A 16,448-nucleotide genomic window follows, 5' to 3' on the forward strand; every position below is an offset into this window, starting at 1 on the left:
CATCGTACCCCGGATAGGGATAAAGTGGAACGTGGCGCTTGCCTTTTCCATGTGCGGCCTATGCAGGGCCGCCCGGCTTGGCGCGAAGCGCCGTCGAGGAGAGGGTCGAACGAGGCCCGTGCAGGAAGACCCAGGCGGGCGGCGCACGGTCTGGCAGGCTCGCCGCCTCCGTCTCGGGGATGCGCCAGGGCGCGAGCGCCCGGGCGGCCCGGGCGGCCGGTGCCGTCAAGGTGAAGCCCGGCCGATCCACGATCGCCATCGGCATCAGGCCGGCGATCTCGGAAAATCCCTGCCAGCGGTGAAATGTCGCGAGGCTGTCTGCGCCCATGATCCAGACGAAGCGCACATTCGGATGACGGCGGGTGAGGAAGCCCAGCGTCTGGCGGGTATAGCGCGCGCCGATCCGTGATTCGAAATCCGTCACCGCGATGCGGGGATGATCGGCGATCCGGGACGCCCGCTCGACCCGCCGGTCGATGGCCGCGAGTTCGCCCCGGTCCTTCAGCGGATTGCCAGGGGTGACCATCCACCAGACCCGGTCGAGGCGAAGCCGCTTCAGGGCGACGAGGCTGACATGCCGGTGCCCGAGATGGGCCGGATTGAAGGAGCCGCCGTAGAGGCCGATGCGCAGGCCCGGCGCGACGGGAGGCAGGCGCGCCGGCCCCGATGCGTCAAGGCGCATCGGGGTCCCGGGTCGGACGGGCGAGCGTCAAGGGCGCGTCTGCCCGTTCCCGTGGACGCGATACTTGAAGGTGGTGAGTTGCTCGACGCCCACCGGCCCGCGCGCATGCATGCGCCCGGTGGCGATGCCGATCTCCGCACCGAAGCCGAATTCGCCGCCATCGGCGAACTGGGTCGAGGCGTTGTGGGTCACGATGGCCGAATCGACCTCCGCGAGGAAGCGCGTCGCCTCCGCCATGTCGTCCGTGATGATCGCGTCGGTGTGATGCGAGCCATTGGTCTCGATATGCTCGATCGCCGCGTCGAGCCCGTCGACCACCCGCACCGCGATGATGGCGTCGAGGTACTCGGTGCGCCAGTCGGCCTCGCTCGCGGCCGTCACCCGGCCGTCGACGGCCTGCGTGGCCGCATCGCCGCGCACGGCACAGCCGAAATCGAGCAGCGCCTTGACCAAGGGGGCGAGGTGGGTCTCCGCGCAGGCCCGGTCGACGAGCAGCGTCTCGGCGGCGCCGCAGATCCCGGTCCGGCGCATCTTGCTGTTGAGAACGACCTTGAGGGCCATGTCGAGATCGGCGCCCGCCGCCACGTAGACGTGGCAGATGCCGTCGAGATGGGCGAAGACCGGCACGCGGGCCTCCGCCTGCACACGCTCCACGAGGCCACGCCCGCCGCGGGGCACGATGACGTCGATGCCCCCGTCGAGGCCCGACAGCATGGCGCCGACGGCCGCGCGATCGCGGGTCGGCACGATCTGGATGGCGTCACCGGGCAGGCCGGCGGCCTCCAGCCCGGCCCGCATGACCCGGGCGATGGCCATGGCCGAGCGGTGGCTGTCGGAGCCCGCCCGCAGGATCGCGGCGTTGCCGGCCTTGAGGCAAAGCGCGCCGGCATCGGCGGTGACGTTGGGGCGGCTCTCGAAAATCACGCCGATCACGCCGAGGGGCACGGCGATGCGCTCGATGAGCAGGCCGTTCGGCCGCTCGAACGCCGCGATCTGCCGCCCGACGGGATCGGGCAGCGCGCCGATCTTGGCGACCGCATCCGCGATGGCGTTGAGGCGCCCAGCATCCAGGGTGAGCCGATCGATGAGCGCCTGGGTCTGGCCGGCGGCGCGGGCCGCCTCCACGTCGCGGGCGTTCTCGGCCAGGATCGTGTCCCGCTCGGCCCGCAGGCGCTCGGAGACGAGGCGCAGGGCCGTGTCCTTGGTGTGGGCCGGAGCGAGGGCGATCTGGCGAGCGGCGGCGCGGGCGCGCCGGCCGATGGCGTTCATCTCCTCGGAGAGATCGCCGGGGGGCGCAAAATCGGTTCTCAGATTCAGAACGGGCACGGCCTTCATCCTCGCGACCGTCGCGGAAAAGGGCGCGGCCGCCATGTGTTCGTACCCGTCATGCCACGTCGCGTGCCGTAAAAACAAGCATTGCCGCTGACAGATCAGCTATTCCCCCACCATGGCGAGGTCATCGCGATGCACCATCTCGGCGCGGCCCGGATGAGTGAGGAGATCCGCGATCTCGCGGCTCGGCCGGCCGATGATGCGCATGGCCTGGTCGCTGTCGTAGGCCACGAGGCCGCGCCCGAGGATGCGGCCGGCCTCGTCCCGGATCACCACGGCGTCGCCGCGCCCGAAGCCGCCCTGCACCTTGGTGACGCCCACCGGCAAGAGGCTCGCGCCACCCTGAAGGGCGCGCGCCGCGCCGGCATCCACCGTGAGGATGCCGCGTGGTTCGAGCGAACCCGCGATCCAGCTCTTGCGAGCGGTGACCGGATTGGAGCCCGACAGGAACCAGCTGCAGCGGCCGCCCCGCAGGATGGTGCGCAGCGGGTTCTTCTCGCGTCCGTCGGCGATGATCATGTGGGTGCCGCCGCTGGCGGCGATCTTGGCCGCCTCGACCTTGGTGCGCATGCCCCCACGCGAGAGTTCCGAGGCCGGGCCGCCTGCCATGGCCTCGATCTCGGGGGTGATTCGCTCGATCAGAGGCAGGTGGCGCGCCTCCGGGTCGGTGTGCGGTGGGGCGGTGTAGAGACCGTCGATGTCCGAGAACAGCACCAGCACGTCGGCGCCGATCATCGTGGCGACGCGGGCGGCAAGGCGGTCGTTGTCGCCGTAGCGGATCTCGGAGGTCGCCACCGTGTCGTTCTCGTTGACGACCGGCACGGCCCGCACTTCGAGCAGCTTGAGCACGGTGGCGCGGGCGTTGAGGTAGCGCCGGCGCTCCTCGGTATCCTGCGGCGTGACCAGAATCTGCCCGGCCGCGATGCCGTGATGCCCCAACGCCTCCGACCAGTGCCGGGCCAGGGCGATCTGCCCCACGGCCGCGGCCGCCTGGCTCTCCTCAAGCCGCAGGGTGCCGGGCGGGTAGCCTAGCACCGTCCGCCCCAGCGCAATCGCGCCGGAGGAGACCACGAGCACGTCGGCCCCGCTGGCATGCAGGTCGGCGATGTCCTCGGCGAGCGCGGCGAGCCAGGCATGGCGCAGGCGCCCGCGCGCCCGGTCAACGAGGAGGGCCGAGCCGACCTTGATGACGATGCGGCGGAAATCTTGGAGGTTGGGGATCTGGACGTCGAGGGTCATCGGCAGCGTCGGCGGGAGGACGATGGTGCGCTTGTGGCGACCGGCTGCCCGCGACACAAGAGCGAGCGGCCGTTCCTCAGGGCTGCCACGCCTGCGCGGGCTGCGCCTCGGCCTCGGCGAGCCGGGCCTCGTCCATCTCGCGGGCCAGCGCCCGAAGAGCATCCTGCACGCCGAGGCCGGTGGCGGAGGACAGGACCAGGGGCTTCTTCTTCGAGGCGCGCTTCAGGCGGGCGACCTGCTCCTTGAGCACATCCGGGTCAACCACGTCGGCCTTTGAGAGCGCCACGATCTCGGGCTTCTCGTCGAGGCCGTGTCCGTAGGCCTCGAGCTCGCGGCGCACGAGCTTATAGGTCTGGCCGGCATGCTCGTTGGTAGCTTCCACGAGGTGCAGCAGCACGCGGCAGCGCTCCACATGGGCCAGGAACTTGTCGCCGAGACCGACGCCGTCATGGGCGCCCTCGATCAGGCCGGGGATGTCCGCGAGGACGAACTCCCGCTCGTCGGAGCGCACCACGCCGAGGCCCGGGTGCAGGGTCGTGAAGGGGTAATCGGCGATCTTTGGCTTGGCCGCCGTGACGGCGGCGAGGAAGGTCGACTTGCCGGCATTGGGCAACCCGACGAGACCCGCATCCGCGATGAGCTTCAAGCGCAGCCAGACCCACTGCTCGTGACCCTCGAGGCCGGGATTGGCGTGCTTCGGGGCGCGGTTGGTCGAAGTGGTGAAGTAGGCGTTGCCGAAGCCGCCATTGCCGCCCTTGGCGAGACGCACGCGCTGGCCGACATGCGTCATATCGGCGATCAGGGTCTCGCCGTCCTCCGCCAGGATCTCGGTGCCGGCCGGCACCTTCAGCACCACGTCGGCGCCGTTGGCCCCGTGGCGGTTCGAGCCCATGCCGTGCTCGCCCTTCCGGGCCTTGAAATGCTGCTGGTAGCGGTAGTCGATCAGGGTGTTGAGGCCGTCGACGCACTCGACCCAGACGTCGCCGCCGCGCCCGCCGTCGCCGCCGTTCGGCCCGCCGAACTCGATGAACTTTTCACGGCGGAAGGCCACGCAGCCGGCGCCACCGTCGCCGGAGCGGACATAGACCTTGGCTTCGTCGAGGAATTTCACGGGCGGACTCGGCTTCGTTCAGGCATCAGGATTTCGACACGTCGCCGAAACGACGACGGGGAAGACGGTTTCCCATCTTCCCCGGGATTAACTGGTGGTGGGGCCCGCCTGTCGGAAGGCCCAGGCCAAGCGCCTTACTCGGCGGCTTCCTGCACCGGCACGACCGTGACGAAGGCGCGGCCGCGCTTCGTCTCGAACAGCACGCGGCCGGCGGCCTTGGCGAACAGGGTGTGGTCCGTGCCCATGCCGACGTTGGTGCCGGGGTGCCACTTGGTGCCGCGCTGGCGCACGATGATGTTGCCCGGAATGACGGCCTCGGAACCGAACTTCTTCACGCCGAGGCGCTGACCGGCCGAGTCGCGGCCGTTGCGGGACGAGCCGCCTGCTTTTTTATGGGCCATGGGGAGTTACTCCGAATTCTTGAATCTCAGGTCGGATCGTCAGGCGCTGATGCCGGTGATGCGGACCACCGTGTGGTGCTGGCGGTGGCCCCGCTTGCGGCGCGAATTCTGGCGGCGGCGCTTCTTGAAGGCGATGACCTTCGCGTCGCGGCCGTGGCTGACGATCTCGCCGGTGACGCTGATGCCCGAGAGCAGCGGCGCGCCGACCTGGGTGGCGCCTTCGCCGTTCGTGAACAGGAGCACGTCACCGAAGGTGACGGCCGAACCGGCCTCGCCCGCGAGCGTGGCGATCGTGATGGTGTCGTTGGCGGCGACGCGATACTGCTTGCCGCCCGTCTTGATGACTGCGAACATCGTTCTCTCTTCGTGTTCTCTGCCGGCCTCCAGCCCACCGCGAGGTGAGCCTGGACCGTCTTCTTGTTCAGGTCATCCGCGGCACCGAATCGAGACTTGTCGTCTGGGCCGAGCGCGAACGCGAAACGCGCGGACTTCGTCGAGGAAGCCGCGCGAGAGGCGGTGGATAGGCGGAGACGGGGCGATTTGTCAATGCTGGCGCGAAGTACCGCGCCCGGCGGCCTACCGCTTGGTCAGCCCGCCGAGCACGTTCCGCAGGATCGCGTTGCCGACCTCCGTGCCGACCTTGCGGGCCATCGAGCGGGCGGCGTTGCCCAGCACCTGCTCGGCGAGGCCCGGGGCCGGGCGGCGGCCGCCCTTGCCGGCGGGCTTGCCGCCGAGGACGCCCCCGAGCCAGCCGCCGAGCATTCCGCCCAGCCCGCCCGCGCCGGACTCCGCGCCATCGGTTCCGCCGCCGTCCAAGCCCTTGCGGGCGGCCAGCATCTCGTAGGCGCTCTCGTTGTCGACCGACTGGTCGTACTTGCCCCGGACCGGGCTTTTGGCAATTAGCTCGGCGCGCTCGGCCGGAGTAATCGGTCCGACGCGGCCCTGCGGCGGGGCGATCAGGGCGCGCTCGACGACCGACGGCGTGCCCTTCGCCTCGAGGAAGGATACCAGAGCCTCGCCGACACCCAGTTCGGTGATCGCCTTGGCGACGTCGAAGCCGGGATTCTGCCGGAATGTCTCGGCGGCGGCCTTCACAGCCCGCTGATCGCGGGGCGTGAAGGCGCGCAGGGCATGCTGCACCCGGTTGCCGAGCTGGCCCAGCACCGATTCCGGCACGTCGAGGGGATTCTGCGTCACGAAATAGACGCCGACCCCCTTCGAGCGGATCAGGCGCACCACCTGCTCCACCGCGTCGAGGAGCGCCTTCGGAGCGTCGTCGAACAGAAGGTGCGCCTCGTCGAAGAAGAACACCAGCTTGGGCTTATCGAGGTCGCCGACCTCCGGAAGCTGCTCGAAGAGTTCGGAGAGCATCCAGAGCAGGAACGAGGCGTAGAGCCGGGGCCGCTGCATCAGCTTGTCGGCGGCCAGGATGTTGACGATGCCCCGTCCCTCGCGGTCCACCCGCATGAAGTCGTTCAGGTCGAGGGCCGGCTCGCCGAAGAACCGGTCGGCGCCCTGGTTCTCCAGCATCAGAAGTTGGCGCTGGATCGCGCCCACGGAGGCCGCCGAGACGTTGCCGTACTGGCCCGAGATCGCCTTCAGATTCTCGGTGAGATGAAGCAGGAGCGCGCGCAGGTCCTTGAGGTCGAGGACCGGCCACTTGTTGTCGTCGGCCACCCGGAAAGCGATGTTGAGCACGCCCTCCTGGGTATCGTTGAGTTCCAGGAGGCGCGCCAGCAGCAGCGGCCCCATCTCTATGACGGTGCAGCGGATCGGGTGGCCCTGATCGCCGAACAGGTCCCAGAACACCGTCGGAAAGCGGTCTGGCTCGTAGGGGATTCCGAGTTCCTCGGCCCGCTTGACGAAGACCGGCTTCGATTCGCCCGCCGCCGCCAACCCCGAGAGGTCGCCCTTGATGTCGGCGGCGAAGACCGGGACACCCGCGTTGGAGAAGCCCTCCGCCATCACCTGCAGGGTCACCGTCTTGCCGGTGCCGGTGGCGCCCGCCACTAGGCCGTGGCGGTTCGCGAGCCGGAGAGTCAGACCCTCGGCCTTCAGGCTGCCATCCCTGAGCGGCGCCTTGCCGACCAGGATCGTGCCGTCGTCCTGCATGACCGTCCGCTCCTCATTGCCGGCCGGGGCGCGGCATCGACCGCGACGGTTATGGGCCGCGCCCGCGTCATTTTCCAGCGCCTCGCGGACCGGCCTTGATTTCGCGGCGGCGAGGCCGGAAGGACTAGGTCCCGACCGTGCTGGAGCTGTTTGAAGATGGAAGAGTTGATCGCCCGCGTCACGAACCGGACCGGCCTCGATGCCGCGACGGCCCAGACCGCCATCGGCCATATCCTGGCCTTCCTCCAGAAGGAGGGACCGGCCACCGAGGTCAGCCAGTTGCTCGGCGCCCTGCCCGGGTCCGAGACCGCGATCGCCGATTCCAACGCCGGTGAGGGCGGCGGGGGCCTGATGGGCATGCTCGGCGGCATGATGGGCGGGGGCGGCGTGATGGCTCTGGGCCAGAAGCTGATGTCGGCCGGCGTGCCGATGGGCCAGATGCAGCCCCTCGGCCAGGAGCTGTTCGCCTACGGCCGCGAGAAGGCCGGCGAGGACGTCATGGGGCCGATCGTCGGCTCGATCCCGGGTCTGAACCAGTTCGTCTGAGATCCCGAGTCCGGTCCTTCGGCGACTACCCATCGCGGGCTCGACGGAGGACCGGGCTCCTCACTTCGCAAACCCCTCTGGCAAAACAGCAATCCGTGTCATAAAAGCGTGTGCGCTTCGTGATGTTGTGGCCCCTCGAAGGCACGAGGCCATGGGCTCCCGCGGAGCCGCCTCGGTGTCCCGACAGGGCGGATTGGACGATGGTCCCGAACTTCGCGCGCGATGCCTCCACGGCGTGGCTCAATGGCTGGGAGGCGCACGTGCACGCCCCCTTCGCCCGGCTCAAGCAGCGCACCGCGGAAGCCGGCCTGCCGGCCTTCCGTCCCCGCGGCCTGCTGCTCCCGCCGGGAGGAGCCGCCCCGATCCGGTTCAAGCCACGCCTGAAGAAGCCCCTGGCCGCGCCCGGCCTCGCGCCGACCCTCGGGCGCATCGGCAGCCTGGAGGTGCGGCTCGCCACCACTGTCTCGGAGATCCGGCGGGCGCAACGCCTGCGCTACCGGGTGTTCTACGAGGAGATGTCGGCGGTTCCGAGCGGCCTCGCCATGCTGTCGCGCCGGGACATCGACGATTACGATGCGGTCTGCGACCATCTCCTCGTCATCGACCACGCGGCCGTGGACGCGACGCCCTTCGCCGCCAAGCCGTTCCGGCGGCCCCGGCCGAAGGTGGTCGGCACCTACCGGCTCCTGCGCCAGGACGCGGCGGACCGCCATTTCGGTTTCTACACGGCGGGGGAATACGACATCGCTCCGGTGATGGCGGCCAATCCGGGTGCCCGCTTCCTCGAGCTCGGCCGCTCCTGCGTGCTGAAGCCCTACCGGACGAAGCGGACGGTGGAACTGCTCTGGGCCGGCATCTGGGCCTATGTCCAACACCACCGCATCGACGCCATGCTGGGCTGCGCCAGCCTGGAGGGGACGGACCCGGAGCGGCTCGCCCTGCCGTTGAGCTTCCTCCATCACCATGCCCGGGCCGCCGAGGGCTGGTGCGCCCGCGCCCTGCCCGAGCGCTACGTGCCCATGAACCGCCTCGCCCGCGAGGCCGTGGACCCGAAGGCGGCGCTGCAGGCGCTCCCCCCGCTGATCAAGGGCTACCTGCGCGTCGGCGCCACCTTCGGCGACGGCGCCGTCATCGACCACCAGTTCGGCACCACCGACGTCTTCGTCGTACTGCCGGTCTCGGCGATCGCGGCGCGCTATCGCGACCATTTCGGGCCGGCGGCGAACCGGCAGGCAGCCTGACCGGCCTCAGGCCCGGGCATCCGCCACGAGGGCGGCCAAGCCCTCGCGGTAGGTCGGATAGGCGAGGTCGACGCCGAGTTCCTCCCGGATGCGGAGGTTCCGCACCCGCTTGTTCTCGCCGTAGAAGCTGCGCGCCATCGGGCTGAGGTCGGCGGTCTCGAAATCGACCTCCGGGGGTAGCGGCAGCCCGGCGAGCTTGGCGGCGTATTCGGTGACGACCTGCGGCGGCGTCGGCTCGTCGTCGGTGACGTTGTAGACGGCGCCGTTGCGCGGCCGGTCGATCGAGGCCAGCAGCGTCGTGGCGATGTCGTCCACATGGATGCGGTTGAAGACCTGACCGGGCTTGATGATGCGCTGCGACTTGCCTTCGCGCAGCTTCACGATCGGGTTGCGACCCGGGCCGTAGATGCCCGACAGACGGAACACCTGTACGGGCTTGCCCGTCTCGGCGCCCAGCGCCAGCCAGTCGTTCTCGACGGAGAGACGTCCGCGCGAGCGTCCGCTCACTGGGCTCGGGGCCGTCTCCTCGTCGATCCAGGCGCCCTGGTGGTCGCCATAGACCCCGATGGTCGAGAGGTAGCCGATCCAGCCGATACGGCTGTCGGCGATGGCCGCGCGGTAGCGATTCAGCACCGTATCGCCATCGCGCCCGGGCGGCGCGGAGACCAGGAGAACATCCGTGTCGGCGAGATCGGCCGCGATGCGAGGGTCGTCGGAATCCGGCCCGAAGGCCCGCATCTCGGCGATAGCGCCCGGGCCGGTCCGCGCCGGATCGGTGACCGTGGCGCACACCGTGTCGAAGCGGCTACGGGCACGCTCGACGAAGCGGCGGGCGGTGAAGCCGAGACCGAAGACGAAAAGGTTCATGAGGCGGCGTGTCCTGGCATCCCGGAGCCGCCGGAATCGAGGGCGAGGCGCCACTCGTCCCGGACGACGCCGTCGGTTTCGCCCAAACCCCGGGCGTTGAAAAGGTCCCGCAGCCGCGCCGGGTCGATGAGGCGGCCGAGGGCCCACACCGCCATGCCGCGCACGAGGGGCGAGGGATCGGACAGGTTCGCCTCCGCCGCGTCCGCGAGGCTGGGCGCGCCGGAATTACCGATCGCGACCAGGACGTTGCGCAGGAAGCGGTCGCGCCCCGTGCGCTTGACCGGCGTGCCGGCGAAGCGCGCGCGGAAGGCCGCGTCGTCGAGGCGGGCGAGGTCTGCGAGCGGCGGCGCGGCGAGGTCCGCGCGAGCGGCCATGCGCCCCTCCGCCGCCACGGCGGCGAACTTGTTCCAGGGACAGACCGCCAGGCAATCGTCGCAGCCGAAGATCCGGTTGCCGATGGCGGCGCGGAACTCGGTCGGGATCGGCCCCGCATGTTCGATGGTGAGGTAGCTGATGCAGCGGCGCGCATCGAGTTGGTAGGGGGCCGGGAAGGCGTTCGTCGGGCAGATGTCGAGGCAGCGGCGGCACGATCCGCAATGGTCGCCCTCCGGCGCGTCCGGCTCCAGCGCGGCCGAGGTGTAGATCGCGCCGAGCAGCAGCCAGTTGCCGAGGTCGCGCGAGACCAGCACCGTGTGCTTGCCCTGCCAGCCGAGTCCGGCGGCGGCGGCGAGCGGCTTTTCCATCACGGGCGCGGTGTCGACGAAGACCTTCACCCGCACGTCGCCCTTGGCGGAGAGGTAGCCGCCGAGTTCCTTCAGCTTGCCCTTGACCACCTCGTGGTAGTCGCGGCGCTGGGCATAGGCCGCGATGGCGCCCCGCTCCCGCCGCGCCAGGAGCGCAAGGGGGTTGCCCTCGGGACCGTAATTCATGCCCAGCACGATGACGCTGCGGACGCCGGGCCACAGGGTGGCGGGGTCGGCGCGCTGGTCGGCACGCTCCGCCATCCAGTCCATCTCGCCGTGGTGGCCGTCCGCGAGCCAGGCGGGCAGCCTGTCCCGGATTTCAGGGACGGCGTCGGGCCGGGTGACGCGGACCGCCTCAAACCCGAGCAGGCGCGCCCGTGCCTCGACGGCCCGGCGCAGGTCGGCGCCCACCAGGATCTTGCGCGGCGCCTTCGTCGACCGCGCTGCCTGCGTCGGTGGTGATGCGTTCAAAAATCCAGGTTCGCGTAGTGGTCGGCCGGCGCCATGCCGGGCACCCGGTCCGCTAGCAGCGTGCGGAAGGACGGACGCGACTTCACCCGCGCGTACCAGTCCCTCGCCGTCTCGTCCTCGTCCCATGGCACGTCGCCGAGATAATCCACGCAGGAGAGGTGGGCCGCCGCCGCGAGATCCGCATAGGTCAGATGGTCGCCCGCAATCCACTTCCGGCGGGACATCAGGTAGCCGATGTATTTCATGTGGTAGCGCACATTCGTGCGCGCCGCCCGAATGGCATGCATGTCCGGCGGGCCACCGCCGTTGGCGCTGTTCATGAAGCGCTTCGAGATCTTTTCCGTGACGAGGTACTCGGTGACCTCGGCGTTGAACTTCACCAGGAACCAGTCGAGCAGGCGGCGCACCTCGACCCGCGCCGCCGTCGTCTCGGGCAGGAGGCGCCGACCGCTGAGGCCGAGGCCCCGGGTCTCGTCGAGATACTCGGCGATGATGCCGGCGCCGGGCACGGCCAGACCGGTCTGCTCCACCAGCACCGGCGTGGTCCCGGCCGGGTTGATCAGCAGGAAGGCCTCGCGCCGGTCCCAGGCACGCTCCTCCATCAGCGTCGGCTCCATCCCCATCTCGGACAGGACGAGGCGGATGAACCGGGAATGCGGACAGAAGGGGGAGTGGTAAAGCGTCGCCATCGAGGCCGTTTCGCACGGGGGAAGTTTGCCGGAGGAACGAACCGCGTCGGTGTCCGGCGGGGATGGTCGGCCGGGTAAGACTTATTGCCCGATCATTGCCGCCTCATTAACACGACCGTCGCGAACGCGATAACTATCCGTCAACCTTGATGGATCACGTTCGATCCGCGATGGAAGCGCCGCCGGATGAACCACCGGGCTCAGAGCGTGTCACCGGCCGGGCCTTCCCAGACACCCCAACCGTCGAGGCGATGAGATGATGGATGCGATGGGCATCGCGAAGGCGGTCGTGCTCGCCGTGGTGGAGGGGGCGACCGAGTTCATTCCGGTTTCGTCCACGGGGCACCAGCTCCTGGTGGGGCACTTCATCGGCTTCCAGTCACCCAACAACACCTTCGAGGTGCTGATCCAGCTCGGCGCCATCCTGGCGATCCTGGCGGTCTACTTTCGGCGGCTGCTCGGCATCACCCTGGCGCTGCCCAACGACCCCAGGGCGCGCCGGTTCGTGGCCGGCATCCTGCTGGCGTTCCTGCCGGCGGCCATCATCGGCGGCCTCTTCTCGAAATACATCAAATTCTACCTCTTCAACCCCTGGATCGTCTGCGCGACCCTGGTGGCCGGCGGCCTCGTCCTTCTCGTCCTCGACGACACCGACCTCGAGGTGAAGAAGCGCGACGTGTTCGACTTCACCCTGCCGATGGACCTGAAGATCGGCCTGTTCCAGTGTCTCGCGATGATTCCCGGCGTCTCGCGCTCGGGCGCCACCATCGTGGGCGCCATGCTGATGGGTGCCGACAAGCGCTCGGCCACCGAGTTCTCGTTCTACCTCGCGATCCCCACCATGGCGGGCGCCTTCGCCAAGGATCTGCTCGACAACTACAAGAACCTCTCGCGCGACGACACCGGCCTGATCGTGATCGGCTTCATCGTCGCCTTCATTTCGGCCTTCATCGTGGTGCGGACGGTGCTCGACTACGTCGCCTCCCACGGTTTCCGCTTGTTCGCCTGGTGGCGCATCATCGTCGGCTCGCTCGGCTTCGCGGGCTTGATCATCTTCGGCTGACCGGCCCGGGACCACCGGGGCCGGTGCCCCGGCGGATTGGGATTTAAAATACAAGACAAGAGGGCGATTGCGTCCGCGCGCGACGGCGTGCAAGGGCTGTCCGGAAAGACAGCCCGGCCGCGCTTGGCCGGAGCCAAGCCGCTTGGCCGGAGCCAAGCACCTGCGGAGGCCAGCCCCGATGGAAGACCGTCCCCTCGCCGACCTGTTTCCGCCCGCGACCCGCGAGCGCTGGCTCGGCCTCGTCGACGGTGTCCTGAAGGGAGCGAATTTTGAGAAGCGCCTCGTCTCGAAGACGGCCGACGGCATCCGCATCGAACCCCTCTACGACGCTGCGGCGCCGGTGGCGCAGCCCGTGCGGGCACCCGGCCCCTGGCGGGTCTCCCAGCGGGTCGACCACCCGGACGGCGCCCAGGCGAGCGCCCTCGCGCTCGCCGATCTCGAGGGCGGCGCCGACGCCCTGACGCTGGTCTTCGCCGGCGCCCCCGCCGCGCGGGGCTACGGCCTTACCGCGACGAATGCCGCCGACCTCGACGCGGCCCTCGGCAACGTGATGCTGCCCCTGATCGCCACCCGTCTGGACGCGGGCGCGCGCGGGATCGAAGCCGCCTTCCTGATCCTGGACGTGGTCAAGGCGCGCGGCGAGACCCTGAAGGGCCTCGACCTCGACCTCGGCCTCGACCCCATCGGCACCCTCGCGGCCGGCGGCTCCCTGGCGGATGATTATGGGGCCGAACTCGGCCGCACCCTCGCGGCTTTCGATGCCGAGGGCTTCACGGGTCGCGCCTACCTCGCCGACGGCCGGCCCTACCACGAAGCCGGGGCCAGCGAGGCCGCCGAGCTCGCGGCCGTACTCGCCACCGCCGTGGCTTACCTGCGCGCCCTGGAGGCCAACGGACACGCGCTGGAGCGCGCCCGGGATGCCGTCGCGATCCTGCTCACCGCCGATGCCGACGAGTTCCTGACCATCGCCAAGTTCCGGGCCATGCGGCGGCTCTGGGCCCGGGTGGAAGCGGCCTGCGGCCTGTCCCCCAAGCCACTCCGCCTCCATGCCGAGACCGCTTGGCGGATGATGAACCGGCGCGACCCCTTCGTGAACATCCTGCGCACCTCGATGGCCGCCTGCTCGGCGGGCCTCGGGGGCGCCGACGCGATCACCGCCCTGCCCTACACGGCCGCCTTGGGCCTGAGCGACGCCTTCGCCCGCCGGGTGGTGCGCAACAGCCAGATCGTTCTCATCGAGGAATCCAACCTCGCCCGGGTCGCCGACCCGGCCGCCGGTGCCGGTAGCTTCGAAACGCTGACGGGCGAGCTGACCACGGCGGCCTGGGCCGCCTTCCAGGAGATCGAGCGCGAGGGCGGCATCGTCGCGAGCCTGCGGGCCGGCGCGATCCAGGGGCGGATCGCCGCCACGCAGGCGATTCGGGCCCGGAACGTCGCCACCCGGCGCGAGGCGCTGACGGGCGCCAGCGAATTCCCCTACCTCGCCGAGAAGCCCGTCACGGTGCTGGATGTCGCACCCGTGGCCGCCCCCCCGGCCAGCGGCTTCGGCGGCGGGGCGGCCATCTCCGCGCCCCCCCTCCCCTCCCTGCGCCTCGCCGAGCCCTACGAGGCCCTGCGCGATGCCTCCGATGCGGCGCTGGCCACGCACGGGCACCGCCCATCGGTGTTCCTGGCCAATCTCGGACCCGTGGCCGTCTTCAACGCCCGCTCGACCTTTGCCGCCAATGCCTTCGCGGCCGGCGGCATCGAGGCGGTGAACCAGGAGGGCTTCACCGATCCGGCGGCCTTGGCCGAGGCCTTTCGCGCCTCGGGGGCCCGAATCGCCTGCCTATGCTCGTCCGACGCCCTCTACGCCACCCATGCGGTAGAGGCGGCCCGTGCCCTCAAAGCGGCGGGCGCGACGACGCTCTACCTCGCCGGCAAGGCGGGTGACCTCGCCGAGCCTCTGAAGGCGGCGGGCGTCGACGGTTATCTCCACGCGGGTGGCGACGTTCTGGCGCTGCTGACAGGAGCGCTGGCGCACGCGACGAACGCGTAGGCGCGCAACCGACGCGTCGCCACGGTCGTTCCTGGCCCAGTCGATTCGAAACACGAACGGAATCCCATGCGACGCGCAGCCCTCGCGGTGACCACCCTCGCCCTTCTGACTGCCTCTGCCGGAATTGCGGACGCCGCCAAGAAGAAGGTCCAGGTGCCGAACCGCTACGACGGCACCTGGAGCATCGAGGTGGTCACCCTCGACGGCCCCTGTGATCGCGCCTACCGCTACGGCGTCCAGATCCGTCGCGGCGAGGCGAGCTACGCCGGCGGCGAGTTCAACATCAGCGGACGAGTCTCTCAGAACGGCGCGGTCCGGGCCGTGATCTCCCGCGGCAACGACGCCGCCGACGTGGTGGGTCGCCTGGGACGGCAGGGTGTCGGCAATGGCACCTGGAATACGACCGGTCTGATCGCCTGCAGCGGGCGCTGGAACGCCGAGCGCCGGGGCTGACCCAAGAAGCTTGTGCAAGAAGCTTGTGCAAGAAGCTTGTGGTGGACGAGCCACAATGCCCCGCCATCGCGATCCGAGTGGATGCGTCGCGGTGATCTGCCCTTCTCCGGACCAAATCGGCAGGGAATACTGACGGCGAATCGAGATCGATTTCGCACGGGGCTTCCCACGATGAAGGCTTTGCTGTTCGGCGCGTTGGCGATGACGTTCGGTTTGGGCAGCGTTGCGGTCGCGGCCGGGCGCAACCCCGTGCAGCCCCACGCGGTGATGTCACCCCTGGAGAAGGCTGCGACGGATTGCTTCGCCGAGACGGTGCTGGCGAATCCCGCCGCCACACGCCATGCCCGCGCCGGCCGGTGGTACGAGGCGGCGAGCGTGACGGGATTCCTCTGCCGGCCGGAAGTCGACGCGATGATCCAGGCGCACGACCAGCTTTATGGACGCGGGACCGGCACGCGCTACTTCCAGAATGCCTATACGCGCCATCTCGGACGGGAGCTCGCGGAGCGCCTGCAGCCCATGCTGGAGCGCAAGGCCATGGCCAGCGCCGAGCCTCCGGCCGACAAGGGCGATGCCTCCGAGGCGGACAAGCCGGCAGAATAGGATCGCGAGGCAATAAGACGATTGTCTTAACCTCGGTTCTGCTACGGTCATCGCGCGGGGATCCTGAGCGAAGCAGGCGTTCCTGGCGGCTTCGGAACAATTTTGCATGGTCTCCACACGCTCGGCCACGCAGGAGTTGCAAGGAACGCAACACGAGACCTTGCGGCCCGAATCGGAGTTTCTCGGCCGCACGGACCACGGGCTTTCCGCGGCCGCTCTCCAACTTGCGCACCGCGTGATGGATGCGGCGGACACCCGACATGCCCGCGACGCAGCCACGATCGCCGCGCTGCGTGCCGAGATCGGTGCGCAGGCCGCGCTGATCAGGGCTCAGGCTGATCACATCTCGCAGGTTCAAACGACCTTCGACCGTGCCGCCGCCGCCGCGCAGATCGGCATCTGGGAATGCGACCTACCGAGCGAGACGCTTCGCTGGAGCGGCGCCGTCTACGACCTGTTCGAGTTCCCGCGTGGTTCGACCCCGGACCGCACGATCGCCCTGGGATGCTATCCCGACGAGGCGCGTCGACGGCTTGTCGCCGCCCGCAGTGAGGCCATCGCCCGCCGCTCCAGCTTCAGTCTCGATACGGAGATCGTTGGTCGACGCGGCGCACGGCGCTGGATCCGCATCACCGCCACGGTGGAATGCCGAAACGACGTGCCGGTGCGCATCTTCGGCCTGAAGCAGGATATCACGAACGAGCGGCTCAGCTCCGAGCGTATTCGCCGCCTTGCGGAGTTCGACTTTCTCACCGGCCTCGCCAACCGGGCGACCTTCGAACTGCATCTCGCGGCCTTGCCCGAGACCGGAACCCTCCTCCTCATCGACCTCGACGGCTTCAAGGCGATCAACGACC

At 69.6% G+C, this 16,448-nt stretch carries 16 protein-coding genes and 1 pseudogene; 7 read left to right on the top strand and 10 right to left on the bottom strand.

Annotation, left to right across the window (positions count from 1 at the left end; all coding sequences use genetic code 11):
* Positions 1-58 precede the first annotated feature (58 nt).
* From MFF30_RS13215 to MFF30_RS13245, 7 genes are all read right to left on the bottom strand, one after another.
* Complete coding sequence (locus tag MFF30_RS13215) at positions 59-682, bottom strand: nicotinate-nucleotide adenylyltransferase (RefSeq protein ID WP_238279881.1); 624 nt, start codon at positions 680-682, stop codon at positions 59-61.
* 27 nt (positions 683-709) lie between these two features.
* Positions 710-2,008, bottom strand: a complete 1,299-nt coding sequence (locus tag MFF30_RS13220) for a glutamate-5-semialdehyde dehydrogenase (protein WP_238279882.1) — start codon at positions 2,006-2,008, stop codon at positions 710-712.
* A gap of 108 nt (positions 2,009-2,116) precedes the next feature.
* Positions 2,117-3,253 (bottom strand): glutamate 5-kinase, encoded by a 1,137-nt coding sequence (proB, locus tag MFF30_RS13225; RefSeq protein ID WP_238279883.1) that lies wholly within the window; start codon positions 3,251-3,253, stop codon positions 2,117-2,119.
* 76 nt (positions 3,254-3,329) lie between these two features.
* Positions 3,330-4,364: a GTPase ObgE gene (obgE, locus tag MFF30_RS13230; RefSeq protein WP_238279884.1), complete on the bottom strand. Its 1,035-nt coding sequence runs from the start codon at positions 4,362-4,364 to the stop codon at positions 3,330-3,332.
* Positions 4,365-4,498: 134 nt separating this feature from the next.
* A complete protein-coding gene (rpmA, locus tag MFF30_RS13235; protein ID WP_238279885.1) occupies positions 4,499-4,765 on the bottom strand; it encodes a 50S ribosomal protein L27 in 267 nt (88 codons plus the stop codon).
* A gap of 39 nt (positions 4,766-4,804) precedes the next feature.
* A complete protein-coding gene (gene rplU / locus MFF30_RS13240) occupies positions 4,805-5,119 on the bottom strand; it encodes a 50S ribosomal protein L21 (protein WP_056215136.1) in 315 nt (104 codons plus the stop codon).
* A 222-nt stretch (positions 5,120-5,341) separates the two neighbouring features.
* Positions 5,342-6,877 (bottom strand): helicase HerA-like domain-containing protein, encoded by a 1,536-nt coding sequence (locus MFF30_RS13245; protein ID WP_238279886.1) that lies wholly within the window; start codon positions 6,875-6,877, stop codon positions 5,342-5,344.
* 156 nt (positions 6,878-7,033) lie between these two features.
* Here MFF30_RS13245 and MFF30_RS13250 point away from each other — a divergent pair, with 156 nt between their 5' ends.
* Together MFF30_RS13250 and olsB are read left to right on the top strand one after the other, a co-directional pair.
* Complete coding sequence (locus tag MFF30_RS13250) at positions 7,034-7,423, top strand: DUF2267 domain-containing protein (protein WP_238279887.1); 390 nt, start codon at positions 7,034-7,036, stop codon at positions 7,421-7,423.
* A 200-nt stretch (positions 7,424-7,623) separates the two neighbouring features.
* Positions 7,624-8,664: a l-ornithine N(alpha)-acyltransferase gene (gene olsB, locus MFF30_RS13255; RefSeq protein WP_238279888.1), complete on the top strand. Its 1,041-nt coding sequence runs from the start codon at positions 7,624-7,626 to the stop codon at positions 8,662-8,664.
* Positions 8,665-8,670: 6 nt separating this feature from the next.
* Here the strand turns inward: olsB and MFF30_RS13260 are convergent, their stop codons facing one another.
* The 3 genes from MFF30_RS13260 to MFF30_RS13270 form a co-directional block, all read right to left on the bottom strand.
* Positions 8,671-9,531, bottom strand: a complete 861-nt coding sequence (locus MFF30_RS13260; RefSeq protein ID WP_238279889.1) for an SDR family oxidoreductase — start codon at positions 9,529-9,531, stop codon at positions 8,671-8,673.
* On the bottom strand, positions 9,528-10,673 hold the full coding sequence (gene queG, locus MFF30_RS13265) for a tRNA epoxyqueuosine(34) reductase QueG (RefSeq protein WP_283205895.1): 1,146 nt from the start codon (positions 10,671-10,673) through the stop codon (positions 9,528-9,530). The genes MFF30_RS13260 and queG overlap by 4 nt, the downstream gene beginning before the upstream one ends.
* Positions 10,674-10,741: 68 nt before the next feature.
* Entirely contained in the window at positions 10,742-11,434 is a 693-nt protein-coding gene (locus MFF30_RS13270) for a glutathione S-transferase family protein (protein ID WP_238279890.1), read from the bottom strand.
* 259 nt (positions 11,435-11,693) lie between these two features.
* Between MFF30_RS13270 and MFF30_RS13275 the strand changes: the two genes are divergently transcribed.
* The 5 genes and pseudogenes from MFF30_RS13275 to MFF30_RS13295 form a co-directional block, all read left to right on the top strand.
* A complete protein-coding gene (locus tag MFF30_RS13275) occupies positions 11,694-12,497 on the top strand; it encodes an undecaprenyl-diphosphate phosphatase (protein ID WP_238279900.1) in 804 nt (267 codons plus the stop codon).
* A gap of 178 nt (positions 12,498-12,675) precedes the next feature.
* Positions 12,676-14,535, top strand: coding sequence for a methylmalonyl-CoA mutase subunit beta (locus MFF30_RS13280; RefSeq protein WP_238279891.1), 1,860 nt, complete (start codon positions 12,676-12,678; stop codon positions 14,533-14,535).
* A gap of 66 nt (positions 14,536-14,601) precedes the next feature.
* Positions 14,602-14,988 (top strand): hypothetical protein, encoded by a 387-nt coding sequence (locus MFF30_RS13285; protein ID WP_238279892.1) that lies wholly within the window; start codon positions 14,602-14,604, stop codon positions 14,986-14,988.
* A 171-nt stretch (positions 14,989-15,159) separates the two neighbouring features.
* A complete protein-coding gene (locus tag MFF30_RS13290; protein WP_373320899.1) occupies positions 15,160-15,591 on the top strand; it encodes a hypothetical protein in 432 nt (143 codons plus the stop codon).
* A gap of 106 nt (positions 15,592-15,697) precedes the next feature.
* Positions 15,698-16,448: pseudogene (locus MFF30_RS13295) on the top strand (hypothetical protein); the annotation flags it as partial.

This window comes from Methylobacterium goesingense (assembly GCF_022179225.1).
GTDB lineage: Bacteria > Pseudomonadota > Alphaproteobacteria > Rhizobiales > Beijerinckiaceae > Methylobacterium > Methylobacterium goesingense.

Coding starts and splice junctions, on each gene's coding strand:
- rpmA (WP_238279885.1), bottom strand. CDS start 4,765: ATGGCCCATAAAAAAGCAGGCGGCTCGTCCCGCAACGGCCGCGACTCG.
- MFF30_RS13260 (WP_238279889.1), bottom strand. CDS start 9,531: ATGAACCTTTTCGTCTTCGGTCTCGGCTTCACCGCCCGCCGCTTCGTC.
- MFF30_RS13280 (WP_238279891.1), top strand. CDS start 12,676: ATGGAAGACCGTCCCCTCGCCGACCTGTTTCCGCCCGCGACCCGCGAG.
- MFF30_RS13215 (WP_238279881.1), bottom strand. CDS start 682: ATGCGCCTTGACGCATCGGGGCCGGCGCGCCTGCCTCCCGTCGCGCCG.
- MFF30_RS13290 (WP_373320899.1), top strand. CDS start 15,160: ATGAAGGCTTTGCTGTTCGGCGCGTTGGCGATGACGTTCGGTTTGGGC.
- MFF30_RS13250 (WP_238279887.1), top strand. CDS start 7,034: ATGGAAGAGTTGATCGCCCGCGTCACGAACCGGACCGGCCTCGATGCC.
- olsB (WP_238279888.1), top strand. CDS start 7,624: ATGGTCCCGAACTTCGCGCGCGATGCCTCCACGGCGTGGCTCAATGGC.
- MFF30_RS13270 (WP_238279890.1), bottom strand. CDS start 11,434: ATGGCGACGCTTTACCACTCCCCCTTCTGTCCGCATTCCCGGTTCATC.
- proB (WP_238279883.1), bottom strand. CDS start 3,253: ATGACCCTCGACGTCCAGATCCCCAACCTCCAAGATTTCCGCCGCATC.
- MFF30_RS13285 (WP_238279892.1), top strand. CDS start 14,602: ATGCGACGCGCAGCCCTCGCGGTGACCACCCTCGCCCTTCTGACTGCC.
- rplU (WP_056215136.1), bottom strand. CDS start 5,119: ATGTTCGCAGTCATCAAGACGGGCGGCAAGCAGTATCGCGTCGCCGCC.
- MFF30_RS13245 (WP_238279886.1), bottom strand. CDS start 6,877: ATGCAGGACGACGGCACGATCCTGGTCGGCAAGGCGCCGCTCAGGGAT.
- MFF30_RS13275 (WP_238279900.1), top strand. CDS start 11,694: ATGGATGCGATGGGCATCGCGAAGGCGGTCGTGCTCGCCGTGGTGGAG.